The organism is Streptomyces sp. NPDC012835 (assembly GCF_042900885.1).
Taxonomy (GTDB): domain Bacteria; phylum Actinomycetota; class Actinomycetes; order Streptomycetales; family Streptomycetaceae; genus Streptomyces.
Map to the genome: position 1 here is coordinate 871,949 of NZ_JBIBBW010000001.1, position 26,333 is coordinate 898,281.

The window sequence follows — 26,333 nt, forward strand, 5'->3', positions numbered from 1 at the left end:
GGTGTCTTCGCGGCGGCTCGGCCTCCGGTCAGCCGGATCTGAGCGTGCGGCGCAGTCCGAGGCCGCGCTCCACGAGCACGACGACGACCACGGAGAGAAGCACCAGCAGGACGGAGAGGGAGGCCACGGAGGGATCGCTGCGGTACTCGACGTACTGGAGCACGGCGACCGGCAGCGGCACGGTGTTCTGGCCGGAGACGAAGAGCGAGATCACCGTCTCGTCGAAGGACAGCAGAAAGGCGATGACACCCCCGGAGAACAGCCCCGGCCGGATGGCGGGCAGGGTGATCCGCCAGAAGGTCCGCAGTCCGTTCGCACCGAGGGTGCGGGCCGCCTCCTCGGCTCTCGGGTCCGCCGAGACCAGCGCGGCGGAGACCGTCCGTACGACATAGGGCACGCTCACCCCGAGGTGCGCCAGGATCAGCCCCCCGTAGGTGTCGGTGAGCGGGATCGGCGCCAGGATCAGCAGCAGCGCCAGCCCGAGCACGATGTGCGGTACGAGCAGGGGCGAGAGGAAGACCGCCTCGATCGCGGCCCGGCCCCGGAAGCGCAGCCGGGTCAGCGCCAGCGCCGCCGGTACCCCGGTCACCATCGCCAGCAGCGCGGTCACCGCGGCCGTGATCCCGCTGACCTTGAAGCCTTCCCGGAAGGCTTCGTTGGCGAAGACCTGCCGGTAGGAGTCCAGGCTGAAGCCCTCCGGCGGGAAGCGCAGATAGGTGGAGTGGTCGAAGGACTCCACGAGGACGACGAGGATCGGCGCGAGCAGGAAGAGATAGAGGACGGTGAGGACGACGGCCCACACCGCCCTGGTCAGCCGGCGCGTGGTCATGAACGGGCCTCCTGTCCGCCGGTGAAACGGGCTTCGAGGGCTCGCTGCGCCCAGAGGTAGACGGCGATGACGACCCCGAACACCGCGAGCAGCAGCATCGAGAGGACCGCCGCCACCGGCCAGTCGAGGCTGGTGATCGCCTCGTCGTAGATCTCGGTCGCCAGCACGAAGACCCGGCCGCCGCCGATCAGCCGGGGGGTGACGTAGCCGCTCAGGCTGAGGACGAACACCAGCAGCCCGGCGGTGAGCACGCCCGGCAGGGTGAGCGGCAGGACGATCCGGCGGAAGACCGTGCGGCGGGGCGCGCCCAGCGACGCGGCGGCGTGCTCCAGGGCGGGGTCGAGCCGGCCGAAGCCGCTGATCATCGCGAGGACGGCGAACGGCATGTAGATCTCGGTCGAGGCGATGACCACCCCGGTGAGGTTGTTGGCCAGGTGCAGCGGGGCGTCGATCAGTCCGAGAGCGTCCAGCGTCTTGTTGACGACTCCCTGACGGCCGAGGATCGCCATCCAGCCGAAGGTGCGCGCGACCGACGAGATCAGCAGCGGCGCGATGGCGAGCGCCATGAGCAGGCTGCGCCAGCGGCTGGTGGTGCGGGCCAGGAACAGGGCCACCGGGTAGGAGACGACCAGGGTGAAGAAGGTGACCAGGACGCCGAGTTCGACGGTCTGCCGGATCACGTTCCAGTAGTGGGAGCTGCCCAGGACCTCGCCGAAGGTGGCGAGGGAGAGGGTCTGCCGGATCAGGCCGCCCTCTCCCGACTCGTTGAGCGACATGCGCACCACCCAGACCAGCGGCAGCGCGTAGGTCAGCAGCAGGGCCAGCAGGCCGGGCAGCAGCAGGACCAGGGCCGCGCGCGCCGGTCCCCGCCCGCGGCGGGCAGGGGGCTCGGGAGCCGGCGGAGCCGAGGGAGCCGTGGTGACGGTGTCCGCTGTCACGCCGGCCCCTTCTCCGCGGGCCCCGCACCGGGCTCGGTGCCGGGGCCGGGCTCCGTGTCGCGGCCGGCTTCGGGGCCGGTGGACACCAGGCGGGGCGCCTTCGGGTCCCAGGACAGCTCGACCTCGGCGCCGGGGCCGTACGACTCGTGGGCGCCGGTGGGCCGTTCGACGTCCAGGACGGGACCGTCGTCGCCCACGCGCACCCGGTAGGCGACCGTCTCGCCCGCGTATCCCGCCGACAGGACCGTGCCGCGTACGGCGCCGCTGCCGGGGGCCGCGCCGGTGAGGGCTATCCGGTGCGGCCGGAGCATGACGGTGGCCGTGGCGCCCGCCGCGACCCGGTCGCCGGTCGCGTGGACCGTACCGAGGCCCGGCAGAGCGACCGAGGCCGTGTCGTCCCCTGAACCGGTGACCGTGCCGTCGAGCAGATTGGCCCGGCCCACGAACCGCGCGACGAACGGGCGTTCCGGGCGCTCGTAGACGGCCTCGGGAGTGCCCACCTGCTCGATCCGGCCCTGGTTCATGACGGCGACGCTGTCGGCCATGGACAGGGCTTCCTGCTGGTCATGGGTGACGAAGACGGTGGTGACGCCCGTCTCGCGCTGGATGCGCACGATCTCGTCGCGCATCGCCGAGCGCAGCTGCGCGTCCAGGTTCGACAGCGGTTCGTCGAGCAGGAGCACGGCCGGCTCCACGACCAGCGCGCGGGCCAGCGCCACGCGCTGCTGCTGGCCGCCGGAGAGCTGGGCGATCCGGCGGCCGGCGAGATGGCCGAGCCGTACCAGTTCGAGCGCCTCGGCCACCCGCCGCTTCACCTCCGCCTTGGGGGTCTTGCGCATCTCAAGGCCGAAGGCGACGTTGCGGGCCACGTCCAGGTGCGGGAAGAGCGCGTAGGACTGGAAGACGACGCCCATGTCGCGGCGGTGCACCGGCGCTTCGGTGATGTCCCGGCCGTCGACCAGGATCCGCCCGGAGGTGGGTGGCACCAGTCCCGCGATCATGCGCAGGGTGGTGGACTTGCCGCAGCCCGAGGGGCCGAGTACGGCGAGCATCCGGCCGCGTTCCACGGTCAGGTCGACGCCGCGCACGGCGGCGCCGTCCTTGCCGGGGTAGGTCTTGGCCAGGGACTCCAGTACGAGGTGTCCGTCGTTCACCGGGGTGTCAACCACCGATGACCTCCTGCTTGATGCGGTCGACCCAGGCGGTGTAGCGGGTGGTCAGCCAGGCCCAGTCGACGGGGATCTGGTTCTTCTGCTGCTCGTCGGACGCCTGCGTGCGCTCCTCGGTCTCGGCCGCCAGTTGGACGTCCTTGTTGACGGGCGCGTAGAAGGCTTCGTCGTCGAACGCCTTCTGGGCCTCGGCGCCGATGGCGTAGTCGATGAACTTCTGCGCGGCGGCGGTGTGCGCGGAGTTGTTGACGAGGTTGATGGTGTTGACCTGGGTGACGGTGCCCTCCTTGGGCAGCACCGGCTGGACGACGCCCTGCGAGGAGTCCTTGTAGTACTGGCCCCGGGCGTTCCAGCCGACGGCCACGTCCGCGTCGCCCGACTGGACGGCGGTGTAGACGTCGGGCGAGGGCTGCCAGGTCTGGACGGCCGGGGCCAGGCTCCTCAGCTTGTCGATCGCCGGGTCGATGTCCTTCTTGTAGTCGGCGCCGAGGATCTTCTCCAGGGCGATGATCAGCGCGACGCCCCGGGTGTCGGCGATCGGCATCGCCAGCTTGCCCTTGTACTGGGCGTCCCACAGGTCGTTCCAGCTGGTGGGCGCCTTCTTGACGTTCTTGGAGTTGTAGAGGATCGAGAGGCTGTCGAAGGTGACGGCCGGGCCGTAGCCGTCCTCGCTCTTCGCGGCGGGGACGAGACGGGCGAGGTTGGGGACCTTGGCGGCGTCGAGCGGCGCGAACAGCTTCTCCTTGTTGGCCGTCGGTGCCACGGAGCTGTCCATGAGGGCGACATCGGCCGCCGGGCGCTTGCTGCCGGCGCGCAGCTTGGCCATCACCTCGGCGGAGTTCTGGATGGGAACGTACTTGACGGTGATGTCCGGGTTGGCCTTCTCGAAGGGCTTGATCACCGTCTTGGTGAAGGAGTCCTGGAAGGTCCCGTAGAACCCCATGAAGGTGACGGTCTGTCTGCCGCCCGCGTCACCCGAGGCCCCGGAGGGCGAGGTGGCGGAGGAGGAGCAGGCCGTCGCGAGCAGAGCGGTACCGGTCAGTACGGCGGCGGCGGTGAGGGCGGGGCGAAGGGCGGGCATGGCGGTCTCCGGTCGGGCGGGATCGGGAGGGGCGGGGGCGCGGATCCGGGGACGTTCCACGAGGGCCGAGGATGTCCGGGGAGTGCTGCGGGGAGCTACGGGCACGGGGCGACGCCGGGTCGGCTCCTCGGGGGACGGCTACGCGTCGCCCACCCGTGCGGTCCGGCCCGGCGTCCCGCTACAGGACTCCCGCGCGTCGGTGCGCGGGATGCCCGCGTCGAGCTTCCTGGCGGGGTGCACGTCACCGAGGACGAGCATCAGGCGGTTCGCCCAGCCGAACAGGGCGACGGCGTGGACGAGATCGGTCAGCGCGGCCTCGTCGAGACCGGCCGTGCGGAGGGCGGCCACATCCCCGGTGGTGGCGGCGGGCGGCGTGAGCGTCTGGGCCTGTGCGAAGCGGGCGAGGGCCAGGCCCCGGGCGTCCCCGGTGAGCGCCGCCGCGCCCTGGTCGAGCACGCGCAGCGCGGTCGCCTCGTCGCGGGACAGCTGCGCGTACTTCCTGCCGTGCACGGAGGCGCAGTAGACGCAGCCGTTGGCACGGGAGACCAGCAGGGTCGCCAGTTCGCGCTCTGCGCGCGGCAGGCCGCCGCGTCCGTACATGACGGTGTTGTAGACGTGGGTGCGGTGGTCGAGCGCGGCCGGGTCGTGCAGCAGCGTCCGGTAGTACGGCGAGGCGGCCGACAGGGTGGTGTGCGCGTCGAGTACGGCGCGTTGCTCGTCGGTGAGCGCGTCGGCGTCGACCTCGGGGATGTGCGGTCGCCAGGTCAGCTGGTCCAGTGTGAATTCCGGCGCCTGTCGCACGGGCGCAGGGGACGGCGCCGTGGTGGTCTCCGGCGCCGTGGTGGTGTCCGACTGCGCGACGCCCTTTGACGTTCCGTCGGGGCCGGCGGCGGCCGGTGCCCCGGTCAGCAGCGCGAGTCCGGAGACGACGCGTGCCTCGTACGCGACGAAGGCGCAGATCTGGGCGAGCGCCACGACGGCCGGGGTGTCCAGTCCGTGGGCGGCGAGATCCCGCAGAGCGGTCGGGCCGGTGCCCGCCGGGTCGAGCGTGACGCTGTCGGTGAAGTCCTCGACGGCGGCGAGGAGGGCGGCGGCCTCGGACCCCGTGGGGCCCTCCGTACCGGAACCCTCCGTGCCGGAGCGGTCCGGTACGGCGCCGGGTGCCAGAGCCCGGTAGCGCGCGGCGAGGCCGGGCTGCCCGGTCCGTTCGGCCGCGCGGGCCGCTGCCGTGATCCGGAGTGCGGGGCTGAGCGCTCCGGGGCGGTCCGGGGCGAGCAGGACACGACGGGCGGCGTCGGTGTGCTCGGCCAGACCGGGACGGTACGGAGCGGCGTGCTCGGTGCCCTGGCTCATTCTCGGTCCTCCTCACCCGTGACGGTCCCGCCCGGTGTCCGGCCGTCGGGACGAGGGCCGGTGGGGCAGGAGGTGAAAGTAGCTCCGCCCGGTGCGCCCGTGCAAAGCCCCCGCCCCTGCGGAACCGGGCTGTTCGCGCGTGGCTGCGGCCCGCCCGGGGGGACCGGTGCGGTGCCACCTGATGCAACAGGCCAGGGGGCTCACATGGGAGACTTCCCTGGATAGTGGATTTTCGGCCTCACCTGATGCATCAGGCACCTGGCGCCCGTTCCGGAAGATCAGGAGCGGAGTGTCCCGGGCGGGCCGGATCCGAGGAGAAACTTCTCACTTGCTGAGACGATGTCCGAAAGGTGAGACATCAGATGGCGGTCGCGGCCTATCGGGCGGTTGCGGAGGATCTGCGGCGCCGTATCGAGACGGGCGAGTTCGCACCGGGAGACCCTCTGCCGTCCCGCGCCGCGCTCGCGCGGGACTACGGCGTCGGCTCGAACGTCGCGGCGGCGGCGGTACGCGCCCTGACCGCCGACGGACTCGTCAAGGGGCGGGCCGGGCGCGGCGTGTTCGTGCGGGAGCGGCCGTCGTCCGGGACGATGGCGAGGTCATGGACGCATGAGCGCCTTCAGGGCAGGCTCGCGGTCAGAGCGGCCGGCGCGGGAACGGGCCCCCCGGCCCGCTCCACCCCGGACGGCGCCACCCCGGCCCGCTCCATCCCGAGCAGCGCCACCCCGGACAGCGTCGGCCGGGACGGCACGGTCCCCGGCGCCACGGACCTCGGCGCCACGGACCTCGGCGCCACGGAAGACGACGGCCGTTCGGTACGTGGGACCCCGCGTTCCACCACCGGCGAGGCACCGCCGGACATCGCCCTGCGCCTCGCGGTTCCCGCCGCGGAACCCGTGATCCGCAGCGAATACATGATCACCAGGGACGGCCGGCCGGCGATGCTCTGCGTCAGCTGGGAACCGCTCACCGTGACCGGTGGCACCCCCGTGTCGCTGCCCGGCGCGGGCCCCATGGCGGGCAGCAGCGTGGTGGCCCGGATGTCGTACATCGGCTTCCGGATCACGCGCTCGACCGAGACCGTCACCGCCCGCACCGCCACCCGGGAGGAGGCGGACGCGCTGGATCTGACCCCGGGCGCGCCCGTCGCCGCCATCGAGCGGACCTACTACGCGGGCGACCGGCCGCTGGAGACCGCGGATCTCGTGGTGCCCGGCGAGCGGTTCCGGCTCGCGTACGAGATCCCCGCCGAGCCCACCGGCGACTGAGCGCCGCCGCCGGCGGAGGACGGTAGTCGGGTGCCGTGGGCCGGGCGACCGGGCCGCTATGTCACGGACGTACGATCTGCTCTCCGAAATACACGAGACATTCTCCGGAACACGAGAGAAGCGAGCCCGGCGTGAGCGACCTGCCCCCAGCACGGACGTCCGGCGCGGCGCCGGACCCCACCGGCCCCGGCCCCGACGCGCCACCGGACTTCCTCGACCTGTGCGCGGGGCCCGGCGACGACCGGCTGCTGCTCGGGATCAGATATTTCGGTGAACCGTTCCTGCTGATGGCCGCGCTCTCGCACGGCGCGGGCTCCAGCGCGCTCGGCCTCGACCGGGGAAAGGCCGGAAAGGTCAAGGTCGCCGAGTTCCGCCGGGTCGGCGGCCGGGTGCTGCTGGTGCTGCGCAACAAGCACCATCTGGCCACCGGCGACCCGGCGGCGGTCCGGGCGGGCGAGGAGTCCTTCGCCATCTCGGTCGTCTGGAGCGGCCCGGTGCTGCACGAGCGCGACGGCGCCGCGGTGGTCGACGCGACCGGCCTCGTCCTCACCGACTTCCACGGGGTCGCCGAGGACCTGCGGACACACCAGCAGGGCGCGTACGAGGTCGATCCGCAGACCAGCCTCCCGCTCGCGGACGAGGCGACGACCGGCCCCGGCGGGACCCGGCTGCCCGCGCTGCTCACCCTGAAGGCACTGCCGGGCACCGCACCGGGAGCGGCGCTGCGCGGCGTGGCGCCCGCGCCGCACGCCCTCACCGTCGTCCAGCAGCTGCACCTGGCGCCGCTGCCCGCCCCCGCGATGGCCGCCCGCCGCTACCACCCGGCCTCCGGCGGCTACGGCATCGGCCACGACGACCACGGCGCGGGTACGCGGTCGGGTGTCCCGGTGCGGTTCCAGCCCCGCTTCCGGCTCGAACCGGTCGACGCGGACGCGCCCGCCGACGCGCCCGTGGCCGTGCGACGTCCGATCGTCTTCCAGGTGGACCCGGCCGTCCCCCAGCCCGTGCGCGACGCCGTTGTCGAGGGCGGGAACTGGTGGCGGGACGCCTTCGAGCGGGCGGGGTTCCACGATGCCTACCGTGTCGAGGTGGCTCCGGCCGGTCTCGACGACCACGACCTCGGCGTCAACTCCGTCCGCTGGGTGCACCGGGACGGCCGCGGCTGGTCGCACGGCCAGGGGCTGACCGATCCGCGCACCGGCGAGATCATCTGCGGCCGGGTCCGGCTCGGCTCGCAGCGCGTCGAGCAGATCACCGCGCTGGCCGAGGCGTTGCACGCGCCGTACGGCCGGCCGGACGAGAGCGAACGGCTGGCCGCGGTCGAGGCGCTGGTGCTGGGCCGGATGCGGCAGCTCGCGGCCCATGAGATCGGCCATGCCCTCGGCTTCATGCACAACTTCGCCAGCACCCACCATCCGAGCCCCTCGGTGATGGACTATCCGCATCCTCGGGTCACGGTCGGCCGGGACGGCCGCCTCGACTCCGCGCACGCGTACCCCGAAGGGCTCGGCCCCTGGGACCACTTCCTGGTCGCCCACGCCTACGGGCGCTTCCCCGGCGAGGACGAGGAGACCGCGCTGGCCCGGCTGCGGCACACCGCCGCCGAGGGCGGGCTCCGCTACGTCACGGACGAGGACGCGCGGGGCCCCGAGGCGGCGCACGCGGACGCCGTCGTCTGGGTCGCGCCGGTCCCCGACGCCTTCGCCGCCCTCGACGAGGCGCTGGCCGTACGGCGGGTCGCGCTCGACGGCTTCTCCCGCGCGGTGCTGCCGCCCGGCCGGCAGAGCGGCGAACTGGAGGAGCGCGCGGTGCTGCTCCAGCTCTACCACCGCTCCCAACTCTCGGCCGTCGCACGGCTGGTGGGCGGGGTGCGGTACGGCTACGGGCTCGCGGGCGAGGAGAGCGCGGGCACCGTGCCGGTCGAGGCGGACACCCAGCTGCGGGCGCTGGACCGGCTGGCGGAGCTGCTGCGTGCCGAGCACCTCGCGCTGCCCGCGAACGTCCTGGAGGTCCTCACCCCGCCCGCCATCCGGTACGGACGGACCGCCGAGTACTTCGACACGCGCGCCGGCCGGGTCTTCGACCCGTTCGCGGCGGTGGAGGCGACGGTCGCGCTGGTGACGGATGAGCTGCTGGACCCGGCCCGGCTCAACCGGCTGGGCTGGCAGCACGCCGTGGATCCCGCCGTACCCGCGCCCGCCGCCGTGGTGGACACCCTGCTGCGCGCGGCGTGGCGCCCGAGCGGCCCGCCGACCGGGGGCGTCGCCGCTCCGGCCGGCGCTGCGGCCGTCCAGGAGGCCGCGGGCTGGGCGGTGCTCCGCGCCGTACTCGCGGTGCTGGGCAGCGACGCCCCGCACGCGACCGTACGGGCCGGGATCGGCGGACGGCTGCGGCTGCTCGCCGAGGAGCTGCGGGGCGGCGGCGACGCGGAACGCGGGGCCGCCGGCACGATCACCGCGTTCCTCGACGGGCAGGGCTCAGGGGCGCGGCTCGGTCCCGGACCGCGCATTCCGCCCGGCGCCCCCATCTGACGTTCCTGGCAAGGGAGTTGCGCGGCCGGGGCGTCGGCCACCCCCCGTACGGGATCGCCCTGGGGTGCGCTGAACGCCCGGCGGCGGACGGCCGTACCACACGGCAGGCTGCTGGGCCCCGGGGGCGACGGGGCCCACCGAGGAGGTCCCTCACGGATGTTCCGCCCTCACACCGCCGCGTCAGCGGCCTTCGCCGGCACCGTTCCACTCCTGCTCGTGGGTGTGACAGCGCTGTCGGCGCTCGGCGCGATGCCCGCGTACGCGTCCCGCACGAGGGGACGTTCAGCCTCTGTCCCACTCGCCGGGGATACGCTCCGGGTGCGGCTCCGACCCGGGACTCTCTGGCTCCCGAACCGTTCGCCACGGCCGAGGACCCGTTAGAGGGCGGCGCGGAGGCCGTGCCCCCCCGAGCAGCCGGCGGCCATCGTGCCCCGGCCCGTCTCCACGCTTTTGCCCCGGCAACAGGCGCCGGTCGCTTCCCCCACCGATCCCTCCCCCACGGCTCCTCCGGCCGTCCCCTCCGCGACGGAACACACCGGACGAGCGGCGCCCGGGGAGCCGGACGCCACCGATCCGCCCGCCGCCGACGCCGCTTCGGCCGCGCGGCCGGCGGACACCGTGCCCGCCGGTTCGCGGGCCGAGTTCGTGCCGACGGCGGCCGCAGGCGCGGCGGTCCTCTCGGGGGTCGGTGTGTTCCCGCTGCACAGGCGGCGTGCCGAGGGCCGCGACGCGCGGTCGCGGGCAGCGGGTCGGGCCGGGGAGGGAGGGGCTCAGCCCTCCGGGCGCAGCAGGCCGCGCTCGTACGCCTTGGCGAGACGCTGGGGTACGAGGTACGAGGCGCCGTCGACGGTGACGGGAACGAGTTGCGGGGTGACCGCCTTCCACTGGGCGCGGCGGTGACGGGTGTTGCTGCGGGACATCTTCCGCTTGGGTACGGCCATGGCGAACCTCCGGTGTGCGTGTGACTGCCCGCACGCTATATGGAAATGGCTTCCATTACCAAAATGGCCGGGGATCGCTCAGCGCCGAGCCCGGCGAGCCCGCCGGGGGCGGTCCCGCCGAGGGCGACACATAGGCGCGCAGGCCGCGCCCACCCGGCAGGTCCGGGAGGCGCCGAAGACGCCAGTCGCGGGCGAACGCCGGTGGCTTCCCCGCCTCCGACACCACGACGGCCACCGGGCGTTCGCGGGCGAGGGCGGCGAGGCGCGCCGGGGTGAGCGACGCGTCGTGGCCGCCGGTCTGCCGGGACGCGCAGTGGGCGCGGAAGGCGATCCGTACGGCTTCCTCACCGCTGACCACGCAGGGCGGCCGTACCCCTTGGCGGCCCAGCTCGGCCGCCACCCGGCCGAAGGCGGTCCGGTGGGCTCGGCCGCTCGCCGCGACGCCGGCGAGAATCCCGTACTGGACGACCAGATGCGCGGCCAGCAGTACGGCGAGCCCGGCCGAGGCCACCGTCCGGGGCCGGACGGCCTCGGCGAGCCGCAGCAGACAGAGCGCGGCGGGGAGGGCGAGCAGCGCGTACGCGGGCAGCAGGAAGCGCGGCGCCGCGTAGCCGACCAGCAGCAGATACGGCAGCGCGAGCGACAGCCCGGCCAGCGCAGGCACCAGGACCACAGCCGTTCGGCGGCCACGGACGGCCGTCAGAACACCGCCGGCGACGAGCGGCGGGAGGGCGAACCACCACACCGCCGTACCCGGCCGCCGCCACGCCATGTCGCACGGCCGGCACAGCACACGGCCCTGAAGCGCGCGCAGGTGGTCGTGGAAGGCGGGGTTCCAGCCCAGCTCGCCCTGGATCTCGTCGGCCCGGCGCAGCCGCGCGGTGAGCCCGCCGTAGCTCAGATACGCCTCCACGACCCAGGGCGCGCAGCCGACGGCCACCCCCAGGGCGAGCGACAGCGGCAGAGCCGGACGCCGCCACGCGCCGACGCACAGCGCCGCGACGCCGAGCGGCAGCGCGAGCCAGCAGGCGTCGGTGGGCCGCATCAGCGCGACGAACGCCGCCCCCGCACCGAGCCCGGCGAGGGCGGCGCGGTCGGCGCGGTCGCGCGCGGCACGCAGGAAACAGCCCACCGTGAAGAGGGAACCGAGCGCGACCCAGAGATTGGGCATGACCTGCGGCCCGTAGAGCACGGTGATCCACAGCCCGGCGAACAGCGCGCCGGCCAGGGTCAGTACGCGCGCCGGGAGCAGCGTGCGCCACACCCGCAGCGCGAGGAACAGTCCGGCGCCCGACAGCAGCGCGAGATAGATCCGGAGCGCCTCGACGGAGGGGGTCAGGGCGGTCAGCGGCGCGACGAGATAGGTGATGCCCCGGGCGCGCGGCGCGCTGAAGAACGCGGCTTCCACGCCCGGGCTGACCTGACTGACATACACCGTCTCGTCCCAGCCGAGCCCGGCCCCTGCCACCAGCAGCGCCAGCTGTACGAGCGTGTAGACCGCCGCGACGACCGCAGGACCGAGGAGGCTTCCGCCGGACCGCGGGGCCCCGCCCGGCCGTAGCCGCGTCCGTCGCGCACCGGGAGCCGCCGCCGAAATCTGAGCCATGACACTCACGCTGTATCCGCCCCGGCCCTCCGGCCACCGGGGCGCGGCAGCCGGGCCAATCGGAGCGGGGCGGCGCCGAACCGGCAGGCCGGGGCGAGCACGGAGAGAGGCCCGGAGCGTGGCCCTGACGTCGGTCGGGGTTCCCGCGTGGTCGGCACCCGGAGACGGGAAAGGCTGAGCGGCAGGGCGTGACCGATCAGCCCGCCGGCCGGTTTGACGGGGTATGACTCTCTTCCCCAGGCGTTACGCGGCAGCCGCCGCCGTACTGATGGCCGTACTCACCGTTCCGGCCGCTTCCTCCGCGACCGCCGGAACCCCCGTGCAGGCCCCCGCTCCCCGGGCCGCCGACATCATCGATCCCCCGCTGTCCGTCGAGGCGTTCCCCGGCCAGGTCAAGGAAGCGTGCGGGATCTGGAAGGAGTTGGACTGGCCTGCCGCCAACCGCCCGACGGACTACCCCGTGGCGAACACCCGCTTCGTGATCCGCGGCAGCAACACCTACCGCAACCGCTCCGGCGACCTCCCCGTCGACGGCAGCTACCGCGAGTACGACGTCAACCCCCGCTCACCCGGACAGCATCGCGACGCCGAGCGCCTGGTCCGTGACCCCGGCACTCACACCGTCTGGTACACCGGCGACCACTACGAGAACTTCCAGGAAATCGCCTCCGGCTGCTCCTGACCCCTGCCCCCCGTCCCGGACGGACCGGAACACTCGGCCGGGGCGCTCGGCCGGGGCGCTCGGCCGGGGCGCTCGGCGCGAACCGAACGCAGCCCGCACCGGGCGTCATTCCGCGTACGGCACCGCACCCGACGGGTGCGGTGCCCTCCGTCGCCGCCCCGGGTGCTGTGCGGGGCTTCAGGACATCCTGAGCGAGGAGACGTGGCGGAAGTGGCTCACCGACGCAGACCGGCGGACCCTGTCCCCGCTGTACTGCACCCATGTGAACCCTTACGGCCGGTTCGAGCCGGACATGAACAGCCGCCCGGATCTGGACCTGTCCGTCCGGGCGGCGGTGCCCGGTCCGCGCGGCCCGCACGATGAGGCAGCCGCAGCCCCGGGGCTCGGCGTATCACTTCCTCGGCGGGGGTGTGGAGGGCGCGGTTCCTCGGAGCGGGACGGAATCCTTGGCGTGAGCGGGACGGAGTCCTTGGCGTGTCGGTCGACGGCGCCGGGAGGGTCGAGCTGGCGCAGCGCGAGGAGGCCGCCGATGCCGGGGATGACGGCAACGGCCTTGGCGGTGGTCGTGGCCGACGACAGGCGCCAGGTCGCGATCACGACGAACAGGTAGGCGCAGCCATGGGTGGGGCCCATCAAGGAGGAGATGGGCTTCAGGTGGGCGGTGGCGAGGTTGGCCAGCAAGACGATCAACGAGATGAGTTCGACGTGCGCCGCGATGCGCAGGGGGCGAAGGTGCACGGTCATGCTCCCGTGGTGGAGCCGGGGCGGACGATCATCAGCACGGTGACGGTTGCCCACAGCAGGTTGAAGACGCCGGTGAGCATGGCGAGTCGGGCGGCGGGGCCGGGGCCGAGGGCCTGCGCTGCGGTGAGGGCGCTGTCCTGGGCGGGAAGGATCAGCAGGCCCAGGATGGCGGCCGCCGCGGCGGTCAGGACGATCGAGGTGATCAGCCATCCGCTGCCGAGGACGCCGAGGCTGCTGGCCGTGGCGAACCCGAAGACGGGAGCCGCGATGCCGACGCCGGCGTAGACGCGGCAGATGCGGTGCAAGGTTCGCAGGGCCGCGAGCGCCTCACGGTCGTCCGGGGCGCTGTGGACGCGACGCAGCGCTTTGGGGAACATGCTCGCGGCGACCGTGACCGGTCCTATGGCCAGTACCGCCGCCAGGACGTGCAGGGAGAGGAGAAATTTCGTCATGCCCGGTGTTCCGCGCCCGCCGGGACAGCACGGCGTCGGCCGGTGACCTTCGAGGCCGGCAGACGTCCGGCCCTGGACGTGCCGGTCAGGGTGTCGCCGTCGACCGTGACCGCGAAGGCCAGGTTCAGGCGCAGGGGCTTGGTGATGGTCTGCTTCCAGGTGAGCCGGTCGCCATCGAGGGTGATGTCGCTGAGCGGGACGTTCTCTCCCGCCCCGTGGGCTGCCCCGGTCAGGACACCGGCCTGCCGGGCGAGTTCGATCACGGCTTCGATCCTGCCGATCGGGGTGGAGACGGACAGGTCCCAGACGCCTTCTACGGGCATGATGCTGTTCTTTCTCACGAGTGCGGTGCGGGGGCGAGCGAGTGCGGTGCGGTGACGAGGTGCGGGGCGCAAGGTGTGGTCAGAGGCCGGCGGGCACGGGGCCTTCGTGGCGCCAGACGGTGCCACGGCGCTCATGGGCGAACAGTTCTTCGACAGCGTGGGCGACCCGGGGGCCCACCTCGCGCTCCAGCAGATACAGGCCCAGGTCGAGGCCGGAGGTGACGCCGGCCCCGGTGACGAGGTCCCCGTCGTCGACGACGCGGGCGCTCACCGCGTGGACGCCGGTGGCATCGAGCATGTCCAGGCCCAAGTGGTGGGTGGTGGCGTAACGGCCCTCCAGCAGGCCGGCCATGGCCAGGACGAGCGAGCCGCCGCACACCGCGCCGAGTATCACCTCGGGGTTGTCCCTCGCCGCCTTCAGCAGTGTGGGCAGCTCGGTCGTCAGGGCACGGCCCAGCAGCACGGGGATGAATTCGTCCCGCTGCCATTCCCCGGCCCGCGCGTCGTGGTCGGGGACCTCGCCGGGCTCTCCCACGCGGCCCGAGGCGCCGGGGACCAGGATCAGGCCCGCGCGTGCCGGGTCCAGGGTGGCAGTGGCGCGCAGTACCAAGCCCCCGGTGCCGCTGACCACGTCTCGCGGTCCTTCCGCGGAGACCAGCTCCACACTCACCACGCCGCCGGAGGCGGTGCCGCCGGCGTACAGCACTTCGTAGGGGGCGATGACATCGAGCGGATCGAAGCCGTCGAACAGGATGATCTGGGCATGCATGGGAGAAGCCCCTTCGCGGGCGGTCGGCATCCGGCCCGTGCCGGAGTCGCTCCCGACGCTAACCGGCCGCCGGCCCGCCCCCCAGTGGCATTAGTGACACCTTCCAACGGAATACCGCCAGGGCTGTCGGCAAGGCTCTGAGCTGCGTAAACCACAGAAATCGCGGCACTGGGGCCGGGGCATGGGCGCTGGCGGGCAGGTACCTTCTGGCCATGCACACGATTGCCGTACTCGCCCTGGACCAGGTGATCCCCTTCGATCTGTCCACCCCGATCGAGGTCTTCTCCCGCACCCGCCGCACGGACGGACGCCCCGGCTACCGGATCCGCGTCTGCGCCGAACGGCCGGAGATCGATGCCGGTGTCTTCGCCGTGCGCGCGCCCTGGGGACTGGAAGGGCTCAAGGCCGCGGACACGATCATCGTTCCCGGTACCGCCGCCCCCACGGCCCCGCTCGCTCCCGCCGTCCGCGACGCGCTGCGCGCAGCCGCCGCGAACGGCACGCGCATCGCCTCCATCTGCTCGGGCACCTTCCCCCTGGCCGCCACCGGGCTCCTGGACGGCCTGCGCGCCACCACCCACTGGGCCGCGGCCGATCTCCTCGCCGCCGCCCACCCGGACATCGAGGTGGATCCGGACGTGCTGTACGTCGACAACGGCCAGTTCCTCACCTCCGCCGGCGCGGCCGCGGGCCTGGACCTGTGCCTGCACATGATCCGACGAGACCACGGCTCAGCCGTCGCTGCCGACGCCGCCCGGCTGTCCGTCATGCCCCTGGAACGCGAGGGCGGACAAGCACAGTTCATCGTCCACAAGCACGCGCCCGCCCCCCGGGGATCGATACTCGAACCGCTGCTGGCCTGGTTGCAGGACAACCTGGGCTCCGCTCTCACCCTCGCCGATATCGCCGCCCACGCCGGAACGAGTACCCGGACCCTGATACGGCGCTTCCGCGAACAGACCGGCACCACCCCGCTCCAGTGGCTCCACCGCGCACGCGTCCGCCAAGCCCAGCATCTCCTGGAGACCACACATCATTCCGTCGAACGCATCGGCGCCCAGGTCGGATTCGGCTCGCCCACCGCTTTCCGCGACCGATTCAAGAAGACGACCGGCGTCAGCCCGCACACCTATCGCCGCACCTTCAGCTGAGCCGGCCCCTCGCGCCGCTCTCCCACACGGTCCTCCGCCCGAGCAAGATCAATCCGGTCGGACGCCGACGACGGGACCCCGCCTCGCTCACCTGACCGAGCGCCACTCGGATCACAGAGAGCGGAAAGGGCTGACGGATCCGGCGGGCGCGAGGGGCGGCGAGACCCCTCGCACCCATGACCGCCCGCGCGCCGCCCGCGTCGGCCCGTGGACGCGCGATCCCGCCCGGCGGTCGGCAAGATGTACGTATGTCTCACGCGTTCACCACCAGAATCCTGCGTCTCACCACCGGCACCGACGAGACGGTGACCGACCTGACCCGCTCCTGCGCGGAATTCCTCCGGGAGGCGGCGGCGGGCCGGGACGGCCTCCTGAACATCTTCGTGCCGCACGCCACCGCGGGGGTGGCGGTCATCGAGACGGGCGCGGGCAGTGACGACGACCTGCTCGCGGCCCTGCGGACCCTGCTCCCCGCCGACGACCGCTGGCACCACCGCCACGGCGCCCCCGGCCACGGCAGGGACCATGTCCTCCCCGCGCTCGTACCGCCGCACGCGACACTGCCGGTGGTCGCGGGCCGACTGGAACTCGGCACCTGGCAGTCCGTCTGCCTGGTGGACACGAACAGGGACAATCCCGACCGTCAGGTCCGGCTGAGCTTCCTCGGCTGAGCCCCGGCGGCCCGTCCCCTCCCCCCGGCGGCGAGGTCACGCCCTCCCCGGCGGCCCCGCGGGGAAGGAGTGGCCGCCCTGCATGACGTGACCGACGCGTCCGGTGGCGTTGATGTCCTGGAACGGGTCACCTCTCAGCGCGACGAGGTCGGCGGTGGCTCCGGGCGCGATGCGGCCCAGGTCGGGCCGGCCGAGCAGTTCGGCGGCGACGCCGGTCGCCGCGCGCAGAGCGCGCAGCGGGGAGAGGCCGTTGCTCACCAGGGTGGGGAACTCCCGCCAGTTCTCGGCGTACGGGAACATCCCGGCGTCGGTGCCGAAGGCGATCTTCACATCGGTCCGGGCGGGGCGTCGCAGCCCTTCGCGCAGATCCTGCGCGTACCGGCGGTAGGCGTGGCGCATCTTGGGCGGCTGGTCCTGCCAGAGAGCCTCGTCGTCCAGCCTCTCCAGGAAATACGTCTGCGCGTACTGGGTCGGTACGAGATAGGTGCCGTACTCGGCCATGAGCGCGTATGCCGACGGTGTGGCCAGACAGGCGTGCTCGATGCTGCGCACCCCGGCCCGGATGGCGCGCGTGATGGATTCGTCGTCGAAGGCGTGGGCGGCGCACGGGAGATGGACGTCCCGGGCCGTCGAGGCCAGGGCGTCCATCTCCGCCTGCGAGTAGGCGGTGTCGTCGGGGCTGTCCGCAGGTGAGGAGAAGCCGCCGCTGGCGACGAACTTGATCCAGTCCGCTCCCGCGCGCGCCTGCTGGCGGACGGCGCGGCGCAGTTCGTCGGGGCCGTCGGCGAGGGTGCCGACCTCGATCCCGTACCGTTCCGCGAGTTCCGGCGACTTGTCGGCGTGGCCCCCGCGCGGGGAGAGGATGTTGGGCGCGACCTGCATGCGGGGGCCGGTGACGATTCCCTCGCGGACCGCGCGCCGCAGTGCGGTGTTGAGCGCCTGGTGGGCGCCTCCGAGATCACGGACGGTGGTGAATCCGCCCGCCAGCAGGGTCCGGAGCGCGGGCAGCGCCTGGAGGGTCTGGTAGGCGGCCGACTCGGTGTCGAGCCGTTCGTCCAATGTGTGCACATGGCAGTCGATGAAGCCGGGCAGCAGTGTGCAGCCGGGCAGCTCGACGGTGTCGGTGTCGGACGACTCCGGCGGCGTACCGGTCAGCTCGGCCACGCGCCCGTCGCGCACCAGCACGCAGAGGCCGTCGACCGGACGGTCGGCGACCCCGTCCCACAGCCGGTCCGGTCTCACCCACACGTCGCGGTGCGGCGTTTCGCGCATGTTGTCCTCTCCCCGGGGAGCGGCGGGGTCCGGTGTGTTCACCTGGTGGCGGACCGGGTGGGAACGCGCCAGGTGTGCACCGGGGCACCCGACGCGGCCAGCCGTGTGTAGGCGTGTGTCAGCAGACGCAGCGCGGTACGGCGGTCGGCGTACTCCTCCATGGCCGTCAGCGCGCGCTGTTGCCACACCGCGCCGGTCTGCCCGGCGCTGACACGTCCGGCGACCACGCCCAGCAGTCGTTCGGCCTCCTCGGCGTCGACTCCCGCGGAGACCAGCCCCTCGGCGGCGAGCGGCAGCAGACGGGGCAGCAGCTCCTCGGCGCTGCTCCACGTGAGAGCGCCCTGGTCCGCCGAGGGCCAGCAGATCCTGGCCCGCAGACCCGAGCGGGCCGCCCGGTAGAAGTTCCCCCGGGCCGTCTCGAACGGCATGGTGGTACGGGGATCGTCCGGCTGCCGCGACAGGTGAAGGGTCAGGCCCAGGAGGAACGCGGAGTTGGCGGCCATGTCGAGGGAGGTGGGGCCACTGGGCAGCGCCCGGAACTCGATACGGACATGTCCGCCCGGGTCGTACACCGGACGGTTCCAGGTCCACACCATCCCCTGGTGCAGGCGCAGTTCGTCCAGCCAAGGCGCGGCGCCCGACGTGGTGAGGACCACCGGCTCCCGCGAGGACAGTACGGGGACCAGTACGTCGTGTTCGCGGACGGCGTCCGCGAACAGGCGCACGACGCCGCCGTCCAGCCAGCGTTGACCGAAGGAGGCTCGCGGACAGGGCCCGGCTCCCGGGGTTCGTGGCGGACGCTCGGCTCCCGGCGGCCCTCCCCCGTCGCCGAAGCCCTGTTCGTACATCGGGATGCGCGTCTCGTGCCAGAGCCGGCGCCCCAGCAGGAGGGGCGAGTTGCCCGCCGCCGCGAGCACCGGTCCCGTCGCGAGCTGCGCCGCGTTGTAGGTGCGGGTGAACTCCCCTGGTCTCACCACCAGATGGAGCTGCCAGGAGCAGGTCGCGCCCTGCACCGCGATGGAGTCGGCCAGCAGTGTGACGGGCTCCTCGCCCTCGAAGGCGAGGAGGTAGGGCGTGCTGCGGCACCGGGACAGCGCCCGGTCTATGTGGTGGAACCGGCCTTGTGGGGTCAGTGCCGCCCGGCACAGATCGGCGGCGGTGAGGGTGGGCAGCGTGCCGATCGGCACCGGGAGCGCTCCGTAGGAGCGGGCGGCCGCGCCGACCGTCTCCATCAGGGTGTCGGCCTCGGACCGCATCGCGGTGAAGGGCCTCCCCCGCAGTCCGGCCGGGGTCAGATTGGCTTCGAGGTTGAATTGATCGACTTCCAGCGTGATCCGGTGGTCCGAGACATCTGTCCGGACGCGGTCGTTCAATGCCGCCGGGCGGCCGTCGGCGTCCATGAGGAACATTTCCAGTTCCGCCCCCACGCTGATCTCCGACTGTCCGAAGCCGGGGGCGGCCAGCGTCGCCCTCAGCGCCCCGACGGAATCGCCCAGACGTCCGCGGAAAATGGAGAAGTCGGCCTCTGTGAAGGTTTCCTGGTCGATTTCCAACCCCATACTCTGCTCCGTGACACGAGGGCTCCCTGGCATGAGGAGTCGTCCGGGCTTTTCGAGACGTTCGCGCTGCCTCTCCGAGTCTGGTGGGTCCGGTCCCCGAGTCTAGTTGATTCCGCCGGTACATGACCGTTGGACCAGCCCATCCGTGGCCGACTGGCACACGGGCACCGACGGGACGACAATAGCGTGGAGCCGTGCCACTCGCCGGGGAGCGGCCGGGAATTCGACAGGCATCCGACTCCCTTTCCTCTATGTCATGGGACTGATTTTCCCTCTATGCCATGGGACTAATTCCGATGGAGAACCGGACGGAGAGCGCGGTGAATGAAGTCGCGGAAGAATCCACGAGGAAATCCGCCGAAGACCCCGCCGCCGCACCGCCCTGGCGCTGGCCGGAGGAGAAGTGGCGGAAGTTGGCCACGCGCGTGGGGGCGGGCCGGGGCGCGGGGCTTTCCCGCTGGCCCGGCGGAGTTTCCGTGGCCGTGGCCCTCAGCTTCGACGTCGACAACGAAACGGCGCCCTTCTGCCTCGACGAGACATCTCCCGGCCGCGTCTCCCAGGCCCACTACGGTTCACGCGTCGGTCTGCCGAGAATCACGTCGCTCCTCAGGGAACACGACGCCCGCGCCTCCTTCTTCGTGCCCGCCGTCGCGATGCGGCTGGCACCGGACGCCGTCGAGAGGGTCCGCGAGGAAGGGCACGAGGTGGGTCTGCACGGATGGATCCACGAGCGGTGCGGCGATCTCTCGGAGGCCGAGGAGTACGCGCTGGCCGAACGCAGCGCCGACGTCCTGCGCCGGCACACGGGCCTCATGCCCCGGGGGATGCGTACGCCGTGGTGGGATTTCACCGAGCACACCCTTCCCGTCGCTCGGCATCTGGGGCTGCTGTACGACTCCTCGATGATGGCCGACGACGAGCCGTACGAGCTGCTGGACCGCGGCGAGCGGACCGGAATGGTCGAGGTCCCCGTCGCCTGGATCCGGGACGACGCCCCGTACTTTCCCGACGATCCGGCCGCACGCCAGATATTGGCGCCCCGTCAGGTCCTACAGATCTGGAAGGACGAATTCGACGGCGCGGTCGCCGAGGGCGGCCTTTTCCAGCTCACCTTGCACCCTCATGTGATCGGCCACCGTTCCCGCATGCTCGTTCTGCGGGAACTGCTGACGCACATCAGCAGCCGACCGGGTGTCTGGTTCGCCACTCACGAAGAGGTGGCGCGGCATATCGGAAGCCGGATCGGGATCGCATCCGATTCCGCGCGGGAATCGTCCGCCTGACCCGTGATCCGGCTTCTCACCCTCGCGAAGGAGAATGCCCCATGAACGTCACCTCTGTGGCGAGCGAGTTCTCTAGCGGCCCCGCCTCCCTCGACAGGCAGGGCGACATCGTCTCCGTCTACCGGGAGTCCTTCGACAAGGATCCGGTGTTCCAATGGCTGTTCCCGGACGCTGAGACACGTCCGGCTCTGCTCGAAAAGTTCTTCACCGTCATGGTCGGTCACACATTCGCCCACGGGGGCGGCGTTCTGCAGACGAAGGATTACGGGGCGGTCAGCATGTATTTCCCGCCCGACGCGGTGGAGCAGCCGAAGGACGTACGCGATCGGCTGCTCGACTCGATGCGCGACGAACTCGGAGACGACTCCAACCGGACCGTCCATCTCCTGAAGATGCTGAGCGCCTCGCACCCCTGCGATCTTCCCCCGCACTACTACGGCACCTTCGTCGCGGCCCGTCCGGAGCACCAGGGCGGCGGCCTCGGCACCCGCCTCAAGAAATGTCTGTTCGCCCTGGCGGACGCGGACGGGGCCGGTGCCTACGCGGAGGCGTCGTCACCACGCAATCTGGCTCTCTACGAACGGCTGGGCCAGCGCCGCCGGGGGCCCCTGCTGACCCTTCCCGACGGCCCCCCGATTTTTCCCATCTGGCGGCCCCCGTCGGCATCGGCCCCGCCGACACACCCCGACACGGTCCACGGTGGGAGCTGAGATGACCGGAAGCGCCGGACAGCGCCGTATCGCGGACGGCCGGGTCATACCGGAGGACTTGGACCTCCTCGAATCCGTGGCCCGTTACGCGCGTTTCTTCCTGGAGACGCCACGTCCGGTACGGCCACGCGACCCGGAGCGACTGGGTCAGCTGCTGGACGGAGAACTCCCGGCGAAGGGGCACGGGGAGCGCACGACGTTGCGCCGGCTCGTCGAGGCCGGCGAGGCGGGGCTGCTCCCGTCGGGGGACTCCCGCAGCTTCGGCTATGTGGTCGGGGGCGCGCTGCCGATCGGTATCGCCTCCGACTGGCTGGTCAGCCTCTGGGACCAGTGTGCGGCCGTCTACGAGACCAGCCCGCTGGCCGCGGTGGCCGAACAGGTCTGTGAACGCTGGCTCGTTGAGCTGTTCGGGCTGCCGACGGGCACGGTCATGGGGCTGACCTCGGGCTGCACGACGGCCAACCTGGCGTGCCTGTCCGCCGCCCGCGAGCAGCAACTGCGCGCGGCGGGCTGGGAGGTCAACGAGCGGGGAATGCGAGAGGCGCCGCCCCTGACCGTCCTCACGGGGGAGCACACCCACGTCTCCGGTCTGCGCTGTCTGCGGCTGCTGGGGCTCGGCGGCCAGGTCCAGCAGGTCGACGCCGGTGGCGACGGCCGTATGGACCCGCGCCACCTGGCCGAGCTAGCGGCCAAGGCCCCCGGGGGCCTCATCGTGTGCGGGCAGGTCGGGTCCACGGACTGCGGCTCGGTCGACCCGCTGGTCGAGGTCTCCTCCATCACCCACGCACACGGCGGCTGGCTCCACCTGGACGCCGCCTACGGCATGTGGGCAGCGGCGTCCCCCGCCCTGCGGCCCCGGCTCAACGGCCTTGAACTGGCCGACTCCTGGTCCTGCGACGGCCACAAATGGCTCAACACGCCCTACGACTGCGGGATCGCGCTCTGCGCCCACCCGGAACCCTTCGTCGACGCGGTGCGTTTCAGCGCCGACTATCTGCAGACCAGCGAACGCACCGGCCGCGACCCGATGGACCACCGCGTGGAGATATCCCAGCGGGCCCGGGCCCTGACCCTGTGGGCGATCCTGCACCACGAGGGCCGCGACGGGATCGCGCGTATCGTCGAACGCAACTGCTCCGCGGCCCGCGAACTGGGTCAGCTCCTGGAGGGGGAGCCGGGCATCGACCTGCTGGCTCCCATCACACTCAACCAGGTGCTCCTGCACATCGGGGAGGAGGACCGTACGCGGCGGGTGGTGGACGTGCTCAACAGCGCCGGCTCGTGCTGGGTGACCCCGACGACGTGGAACGGCCGCTCCGCGATCCGGATCTCCGTCTCCAACTGGCAGAGCGGCCGGGAGAGCGCCGAAGCCACCGCGGCCGCGTTCCTCCAGGCGTACCGGGAGCCCACCGCACCCGGCCCGGAACCTTCCGCCCGGCCCTGAGCGGCCGTCCGTGGCCAGCGGCCGGCGGACGGTGGGCCGCTCGCGCGACGAGCCGCCGTCCGCACCGGTGGGGAGGCGGAGACCGGCGGTGGGCCCGGACCGGTCACGCTGCCCCTCCTGGCCCAGTACCGCTCGCGGCTCCTGCCCGCAGGCCGTAGGACGGAGACTGCGGGCGACGCGCGGAGGAGTGGGCCTGGATGCAGATCGTTGTCGACCTCAATCGCTGCCAGGGTTACGCACAGTGTGCGTTCCTCGCTCCCGCGATGTTCGAGCTGCGTGGCGAGGAGGCCCTGATGTCCACACCCGCCGTCCCCGACGATCAGCGTGAGGCCGTACGCCGGGCGGCGGCGGCATGCCCGGTGCAGGCCATCCTCGTCGGCGAGCGGGCGGGCCCCGGTGAGCAGTGACCCGAGGAGCGACCTGCGCAGCGGCCGCGTCGTCATCGTCGGAGCGTCCCTGGCCGGTCTGCGTGCCGCCGAGACGCTGCGCGACGAGGGCTTCGTCGGATCACTGACGCTGGTCGGTGAGGAGACACAGCCCCCGTACGACCGGCCACCGCTCTCCAAGCAGGTGCTGCTCGGGCGGACCGGCGCGGCGGACGTCGGGCTGCCGGGCCGCCGTGAGATCCACGCCGACTGGAGGCTCGGGGTACGGGCCGAGCGGGTCGACCGGGTCGGGCGCCGGGTGGTCCTCGCCGGCGGTGAGCGGCTGCCGTTCGACCGGTTGCTGATCGCCACCGGGACCCGCGCCCGCCCCTGGCCGAACGCAGCGGAGGCCCGGCTCGACGGCGTACTGACCCTGCGTACGAGCGAGGACGCAGCGGCGCTCACGGCCCGGCTCGACGCCGGGCCGCGCAGGGTCCTGGTGATCGGCGCCGGGTTCACGGGCTCGGAGATCGCCTCCGCCTGCCGGGAGCGCGGTCTGGAGGTGACGGTCGCCGAGCGCGGTCCTTCGCCGCTCGTCGGCGCGCTGGGCGGCACACTCGGTGCCTTCGCCGCCGGGCTGCAACGCGCGCACGGGGTCGATCTGCGCTGCGGTGTGACGGTCACCGCGCTGACGGGCCGTCACGGACAGCTGACGGGGGCCGAGTTCTCCGACGGCGGCCGGATCGAGGCCGATGTCGCCGTGGTCGCCCTGGGCGCCGTACGCAACACCGAGTGGCTCGCCGGTTCCGGGCTGGCCGCGGGCCCGCGGGGCGTCGCGTGCGACGCGGGATGCCGCGCGTTCGACATGTACGGGATCGTCACCGACGATGTGTTCGTCGCCGGTGACGTGGCCCGCTTTCCGCATCCGCTCTTCGAGTACCAGATGCTCGCCCTCGAACACTGGGGCAACGCGGTCGCCCAGGCCGAGGTGGCGGCCCACAACATGGTGAGTACGGGTCCGGACAGGCGCCCGCATCTGGCGGTGCCCGCCTTCTGGTCCAGTCAGTTCGGCCTCAACATCAAGTCCGTCGGCGTGCCGACCTTCTCCGACCGGCTGGTCATCGCCCAGGGGTCGGTGCGGGAGGGACGGCTCGTCGCGGTCTACGGCTACCGGGGCCGGATCACCGCGGCGGTCAGTGTGAACCGGGCCAAGTGGCTGGAGCACTACCGCCACCTCATCGAGACGGCGGCCCCCTTCCCTCCCGGGCGTGGCGCGGCCGACCGTCCCGAATCGGCCGAGCCCGTACCCTCCGACGTCCCGGACCCCCGGCTGCTCACGCACGGCCCGACCGTGGCACTCACCGGCCATCTGCCGGACCGGCGCCTGACCATGGTCCGGCGCCCCTCGCCTCCCACCGTCGCCGGCCGTCCTTGAGGAGCCCCGCGCATGCCCCCGGACACTCTCCACGAGCGCATCACGGACTACGCGAACCGCGCCGACCCCTACCCGCTCTACGCCGAACTCCGTGAGAACGGGGTGACGCGACAGGCCGACGGCAGCTACCTGGTCGGCGCGTACCACGACATCGCCGCGCTGCTCCACGACCCGCGGATCAGCTCGGACAGCCGCAACCGCACCGACCCGAACACCGTCCCGCCGCTCAGGAGGGGCGGCCGGCCGGCGGCCTTCATCGGCTTCGACGACCCCGAGCACGACCGGCTCCGCCGTATCGCGATGCGGCCCTTCGGGCCGCCCCACTCCCCCCGCCGGATCGACGGGCTGCGGGCCGAGATCGGCCGGATCTCCGACGAACTGATCGACGGTCTGCGGGACAGGGGCCGCTTCGACGTGGTGGAGGACTTCGCCCATCCCCTCCCCGTCACCGTGATCTGCCGGCTGTTGGGTGTGCCGCACGAGGATGTGCCGCGGATCCGTGCCTGGACGAACGAGATCATCGCCAGTCTCGATCTGAGCCCCGGCAAGGCCCGGGAGAGCCGCGAGGACGCGGGCTTGGAGGCCCGGCAGGCGATCGGGGCGTACCTCGGCGACCTCGCCGACAAGCGCCGTGACGACCCGTCGGACGACATGCTCTCCGCCCTCGTGCACGACTCCGGACCCGACGGGCATCTCACCCGGCGTGAGTTGATGGCGACCGCGACCCTTCTCCTCATCGCCGGTCACGAGACGACGGTGAACCTCATCACCAACGGACTGCTCACCCTCCTGCGCCGCCCGGACGCCTTGCGGCGACTGCGCGAGAATCCAGGGCTGATGCCCGGGGCCGTCGAGGAGCTCCTGCGCTACGAGCCGCCCGTGCACCTGCTCCCGCAGCGCACACCGCTCACCGATGTCGAGGTCTCGGGCGTCACCGTGCCCAGAGGCAGCCCACTGGTCCTCGTCCTCGCCTCCGGCAATCGCGATCCGCTGCGGTTCGACGCCCCGGATCGTTTCGACCCGACCCGTGAGGACAACCAGCACTTCGGCTTCGGCGGTGGCGTCCACAGCTGCTTCGGGGCGCCGCTCGCCCGCCTGGAGACCCAACTCGCCCTGCGCGCGCTCCTCCCGCGGCTGGAGGGCTTCCGGCTGTCCGAGGACCCGCCGCCGTACCGCCACAGCCCGATCCTGCGCGGCCCCCGGCACCTTCGGGTCGAGCGCGCGTCAGGCACGTAGCGGGGGGGACGGTGAGGGCGGCGCCGGGCCAGGCTCACCCGGCCGGGTGAGGGCAGGACGGCGGTCCCGCCGGGTGCGGGGTGGACGGCGGGGCATCCGGACGAGGGCTGGACGGCGACCCCGGCGAGCGCACCGTCTCCTGATACCACCGCCCCCAGCTGTCCAACTGGTCGGTGATGGCGTCCAGGCTGCGCCCGATGTCGGTCAGTGCGTACTCTACCCGTGGCGGCACCTCGCGGTACACGGTCCTGGTCACCAGACCGTCTGCCTCCAGCTCCCGCAGCTGACGGGTCAGCATGCGCTGCGTGATGGCGGGCAACGCGCGTCCGAGTTCGCCGAAGCGATGGGTCCCGGAGACCAGTTGCTTGAGGATGGCCAATTTCCAGCGGCCCCCGAGAACCTCCATGGCGAACTCGATCGCGCAGTAATCCGGAGCCTCTTCGACGCTGGAACGCACAGCTGACCTCCATCGGTATACCGAATGACACTGAGGGACAGAAAAGACCGTACTTGTAGCCCGC

General features: G+C 72.5%; 25 protein-coding genes. 11 read left to right on the plus strand and 14 right to left on the minus strand.

Annotation, left to right across the window (positions count from 1 at the left end):
- Window positions 1–28 precede the first annotated feature (28 nt).
- From ACFY6S_RS03715 to ACFY6S_RS03735, 5 genes are all read right to left on the minus strand, one after another.
- The gene (locus ACFY6S_RS03715; protein ID WP_388822325.1) at window positions 29–829 is read right to left on the minus strand and encodes an ABC transporter permease; all 801 of its coding nucleotides are present in this window, start codon (window positions 827–829) and stop codon (window positions 29–31) included.
- Entirely contained in the window at window positions 826–1,767 is a 942-nt protein-coding gene (locus tag ACFY6S_RS03720; protein ID WP_388822328.1) for an ABC transporter permease, read from the minus strand. Before ACFY6S_RS03720 ends, ACFY6S_RS03715 begins: the two co-directional genes overlap by 4 nt.
- A complete protein-coding gene (locus tag ACFY6S_RS03725) occupies window positions 1,764–2,936 on the minus strand; it encodes an ABC transporter ATP-binding protein (protein ID WP_388822331.1) in 1,173 nt (390 codons plus the stop codon). Before ACFY6S_RS03725 ends, ACFY6S_RS03720 begins: the two co-directional genes overlap by 4 nt.
- Complete coding sequence (locus ACFY6S_RS03730; protein WP_388822334.1) at window positions 2,929–4,017, minus strand: ABC transporter substrate-binding protein; 1,089 nt, start codon at window positions 4,015–4,017, stop codon at window positions 2,929–2,931. The genes ACFY6S_RS03725 and ACFY6S_RS03730 overlap by 8 nt, the downstream gene beginning before the upstream one ends.
- A gap of 138 nt (window positions 4,018–4,155) precedes the next feature.
- On the minus strand, window positions 4,156–5,370 hold the full coding sequence (locus ACFY6S_RS03735; protein ID WP_388822337.1) for a peroxidase-related enzyme: 1,215 nt from the start codon (window positions 5,368–5,370) through the stop codon (window positions 4,156–4,158).
- 362 nt (window positions 5,371–5,732) lie between these two features.
- Here ACFY6S_RS03735 and ACFY6S_RS03740 point away from each other — a divergent pair, with 362 nt between their 5' ends.
- Both ACFY6S_RS03740 and ACFY6S_RS03745 read left to right on the plus strand, forming a co-directional pair.
- On the plus strand, window positions 5,733–6,638 hold the full coding sequence (locus ACFY6S_RS03740) for a GntR family transcriptional regulator (protein ID WP_388822340.1): 906 nt from the start codon (window positions 5,733–5,735) through the stop codon (window positions 6,636–6,638).
- Window positions 6,639–6,769: 131 nt separating this feature from the next.
- The gene (locus ACFY6S_RS03745; protein WP_388822343.1) at window positions 6,770–9,169 is read left to right on the plus strand and encodes a zinc-dependent metalloprotease; all 2,400 of its coding nucleotides are present in this window, start codon (window positions 6,770–6,772) and stop codon (window positions 9,167–9,169) included.
- Window positions 9,170–9,939: 770 nt separating this feature from the next.
- On the opposite strand, the gene rpmF is transcribed toward ACFY6S_RS03745, so the two are convergent.
- On the minus strand, window positions 9,940–10,110 hold the full coding sequence (rpmF, locus tag ACFY6S_RS03750) for a 50S ribosomal protein L32 (RefSeq protein ID WP_388822346.1): 171 nt from the start codon (window positions 10,108–10,110) through the stop codon (window positions 9,940–9,942).
- A gap of 55 nt (window positions 10,111–10,165) precedes the next feature.
- Window positions 10,166–11,716, minus strand: a complete 1,551-nt coding sequence (locus ACFY6S_RS03755) for a hypothetical protein (RefSeq protein WP_388822349.1) — start codon at window positions 11,714–11,716, stop codon at window positions 10,166–10,168.
- 223 nt (window positions 11,717–11,939) lie between these two features.
- On the opposite strand from ACFY6S_RS03755, the gene ACFY6S_RS03760 reads away from it, so the two are divergent.
- The gene (locus tag ACFY6S_RS03760) at window positions 11,940–12,398 is read left to right on the plus strand and encodes a ribonuclease domain-containing protein (protein ID WP_388822352.1); all 459 of its coding nucleotides are present in this window, start codon (window positions 11,940–11,942) and stop codon (window positions 12,396–12,398) included.
- A gap of 270 nt (window positions 12,399–12,668) precedes the next feature.
- On the opposite strand, the gene ACFY6S_RS03765 is transcribed toward ACFY6S_RS03760, so the two are convergent.
- The 4 genes from ACFY6S_RS03765 to ACFY6S_RS03780 form a co-directional block, all read right to left on the minus strand.
- Window positions 12,669–13,142, minus strand: a complete 474-nt coding sequence (locus ACFY6S_RS03765; protein ID WP_388822354.1) for a hypothetical protein — start codon at window positions 13,140–13,142, stop codon at window positions 12,669–12,671.
- Window positions 13,139–13,594 carry a hypothetical protein gene (locus ACFY6S_RS03770; RefSeq protein ID WP_388822357.1) on the minus strand — a complete coding sequence of 152 codons (456 nt, stop codon included), beginning with the start codon at window positions 13,592–13,594 and terminating at the stop codon, window positions 13,139–13,141. Before ACFY6S_RS03770 ends, ACFY6S_RS03765 begins: the two co-directional genes overlap by 4 nt.
- Window positions 13,591–13,917, minus strand: a complete 327-nt coding sequence (locus ACFY6S_RS03775; RefSeq protein WP_388822361.1) for a hypothetical protein — start codon at window positions 13,915–13,917, stop codon at window positions 13,591–13,593. The genes ACFY6S_RS03770 and ACFY6S_RS03775 overlap by 4 nt, the downstream gene beginning before the upstream one ends.
- Before the next feature lie 79 nt (window positions 13,918–13,996).
- The gene (locus ACFY6S_RS03780) at window positions 13,997–14,686 is read right to left on the minus strand and encodes a DJ-1/PfpI family protein (RefSeq protein ID WP_388822364.1); all 690 of its coding nucleotides are present in this window, start codon (window positions 14,684–14,686) and stop codon (window positions 13,997–13,999) included.
- A gap of 212 nt (window positions 14,687–14,898) precedes the next feature.
- On the opposite strand from ACFY6S_RS03780, the gene ACFY6S_RS03785 reads away from it, so the two are divergent.
- A complete protein-coding gene (locus ACFY6S_RS03785) occupies window positions 14,899–15,837 on the plus strand; it encodes a GlxA family transcriptional regulator (protein ID WP_388822367.1) in 939 nt (312 codons plus the stop codon).
- A 248-nt stretch (window positions 15,838–16,085) separates the two neighbouring features.
- Complete coding sequence (locus tag ACFY6S_RS03790) at window positions 16,086–16,508, plus strand: YjbQ family protein (RefSeq protein ID WP_388822370.1); 423 nt, start codon at window positions 16,086–16,088, stop codon at window positions 16,506–16,508.
- A gap of 36 nt (window positions 16,509–16,544) precedes the next feature.
- Here ACFY6S_RS03790 and ACFY6S_RS03795 read toward each other — a convergent pair whose 3' ends face one another.
- Window positions 16,545–17,780 (minus strand): amidohydrolase family protein, encoded by a 1,236-nt coding sequence (locus ACFY6S_RS03795; protein WP_388822373.1) that lies wholly within the window; start codon window positions 17,778–17,780, stop codon window positions 16,545–16,547.
- A 38-nt stretch (window positions 17,781–17,818) separates the two neighbouring features.
- Entirely contained in the window at window positions 17,819–19,339 is a 1,521-nt protein-coding gene (locus ACFY6S_RS03800; protein ID WP_388822377.1) for a glutamate--cysteine ligase, read from the minus strand.
- A gap of 320 nt (window positions 19,340–19,659) precedes the next feature.
- On the opposite strand from ACFY6S_RS03800, the gene ACFY6S_RS03805 reads away from it, so the two are divergent.
- The 6 genes from ACFY6S_RS03805 to ACFY6S_RS03830 all read left to right on the plus strand — a co-directional run bounded on the left by ACFY6S_RS03805 (window position 19,660) and on the right by ACFY6S_RS03830 (window position 25,812).
- Window positions 19,660–20,622: a polysaccharide deacetylase gene (locus tag ACFY6S_RS03805; RefSeq protein WP_388822379.1), complete on the plus strand. Its 963-nt coding sequence runs from the start codon at window positions 19,660–19,662 to the stop codon at window positions 20,620–20,622.
- Window positions 20,623–20,663: 41 nt separating this feature from the next.
- Complete coding sequence (locus tag ACFY6S_RS03810; protein WP_388822382.1) at window positions 20,664–21,332, plus strand: GNAT family N-acetyltransferase; 669 nt, start codon at window positions 20,664–20,666, stop codon at window positions 21,330–21,332.
- Between the two features lies 1 nt (window position 21,333).
- The gene (locus tag ACFY6S_RS03815; protein WP_388822385.1) at window positions 21,334–22,776 is read left to right on the plus strand and encodes a pyridoxal phosphate-dependent decarboxylase family protein; all 1,443 of its coding nucleotides are present in this window, start codon (window positions 21,334–21,336) and stop codon (window positions 22,774–22,776) included.
- Between the two features lie 197 nt (window positions 22,777–22,973).
- Window positions 22,974–23,183 (plus strand): ferredoxin, encoded by a 210-nt coding sequence (locus tag ACFY6S_RS03820; RefSeq protein ID WP_388822388.1) that lies wholly within the window; start codon window positions 22,974–22,976, stop codon window positions 23,181–23,183.
- Complete coding sequence (locus tag ACFY6S_RS03825) at window positions 23,173–24,576, plus strand: NAD(P)/FAD-dependent oxidoreductase (RefSeq protein ID WP_388822391.1); 1,404 nt, start codon at window positions 23,173–23,175, stop codon at window positions 24,574–24,576. Before ACFY6S_RS03820 ends, ACFY6S_RS03825 begins: the two co-directional genes overlap by 11 nt.
- Window positions 24,577–24,588: 12 nt before the next feature.
- Entirely contained in the window at window positions 24,589–25,812 is a 1,224-nt protein-coding gene (locus ACFY6S_RS03830; protein ID WP_388822393.1) for a cytochrome P450, read from the plus strand.
- Window positions 25,813–25,846: 34 nt separating this feature from the next.
- On the opposite strand, the gene ACFY6S_RS03835 is transcribed toward ACFY6S_RS03830, so the two are convergent.
- Window positions 25,847–26,269: a winged helix-turn-helix transcriptional regulator gene (locus tag ACFY6S_RS03835; RefSeq protein WP_388822396.1), complete on the minus strand. Its 423-nt coding sequence runs from the start codon at window positions 26,267–26,269 to the stop codon at window positions 25,847–25,849.
- Window positions 26,270–26,333 lie beyond the last annotated feature (64 nt).

Excerpts from the sequence above, each read along its gene's own strand:
- ACFY6S_RS03715 (WP_388822325.1), bottom strand. The coding sequence starts at position 829 with ATGACCACGCGCCGGCTGACCAGGGCGGTGTGGGCCGTCGTCCTCACC.
- ACFY6S_RS03730 (WP_388822334.1), bottom strand. The coding sequence starts at position 4,017 with ATGCCCGCCCTTCGCCCCGCCCTCACCGCCGCCGCCGTACTGACCGGT.
- ACFY6S_RS03735 (WP_388822337.1), bottom strand. The coding sequence starts at position 5,370 with ATGAGCCAGGGCACCGAGCACGCCGCTCCGTACCGTCCCGGTCTGGCC.
- ACFY6S_RS03740 (WP_388822340.1), top strand. The coding sequence starts at position 5,733 with ATGGCGGTCGCGGCCTATCGGGCGGTTGCGGAGGATCTGCGGCGCCGT.
- rpmF (WP_388822346.1), bottom strand. The coding sequence starts at position 10,110 with ATGGCCGTACCCAAGCGGAAGATGTCCCGCAGCAACACCCGTCACCGC.
- ACFY6S_RS03755 (WP_388822349.1), bottom strand. The coding sequence starts at position 11,716 with ATGGCTCAGATTTCGGCGGCGGCTCCCGGTGCGCGACGGACGCGGCTA.
- ACFY6S_RS03760 (WP_388822352.1), top strand. The coding sequence starts at position 11,940 with ATGACTCTCTTCCCCAGGCGTTACGCGGCAGCCGCCGCCGTACTGATG.
- ACFY6S_RS03765 (WP_388822354.1), bottom strand. The coding sequence starts at position 13,142 with ATGACCGTGCACCTTCGCCCCCTGCGCATCGCGGCGCACGTCGAACTC.
- ACFY6S_RS03770 (WP_388822357.1), bottom strand. The coding sequence starts at position 13,594 with ATGACGAAATTTCTCCTCTCCCTGCACGTCCTGGCGGCGGTACTGGCC.
- ACFY6S_RS03775 (WP_388822361.1), bottom strand. The coding sequence starts at position 13,917 with ATGCCCGTAGAAGGCGTCTGGGACCTGTCCGTCTCCACCCCGATCGGC.
- ACFY6S_RS03780 (WP_388822364.1), bottom strand. The coding sequence starts at position 14,686 with ATGCATGCCCAGATCATCCTGTTCGACGGCTTCGATCCGCTCGATGTC.
- ACFY6S_RS03785 (WP_388822367.1), top strand. The coding sequence starts at position 14,899 with ATGCACACGATTGCCGTACTCGCCCTGGACCAGGTGATCCCCTTCGAT.
- ACFY6S_RS03790 (WP_388822370.1), top strand. The coding sequence starts at position 16,086 with ATGTCTCACGCGTTCACCACCAGAATCCTGCGTCTCACCACCGGCACC.
- ACFY6S_RS03795 (WP_388822373.1), bottom strand. The coding sequence starts at position 17,780 with ATGCGCGAAACGCCGCACCGCGACGTGTGGGTGAGACCGGACCGGCTG.
- ACFY6S_RS03800 (WP_388822377.1), bottom strand. The coding sequence starts at position 19,339 with ATGGGGTTGGAAATCGACCAGGAAACCTTCACAGAGGCCGACTTCTCC.
- ACFY6S_RS03810 (WP_388822382.1), top strand. The coding sequence starts at position 20,664 with ATGAACGTCACCTCTGTGGCGAGCGAGTTCTCTAGCGGCCCCGCCTCC.
- ACFY6S_RS03815 (WP_388822385.1), top strand. The coding sequence starts at position 21,334 with ATGACCGGAAGCGCCGGACAGCGCCGTATCGCGGACGGCCGGGTCATA.
- ACFY6S_RS03820 (WP_388822388.1), top strand. The coding sequence starts at position 22,974 with ATGCAGATCGTTGTCGACCTCAATCGCTGCCAGGGTTACGCACAGTGT.
- ACFY6S_RS03830 (WP_388822393.1), top strand. The coding sequence starts at position 24,589 with ATGCCCCCGGACACTCTCCACGAGCGCATCACGGACTACGCGAACCGC.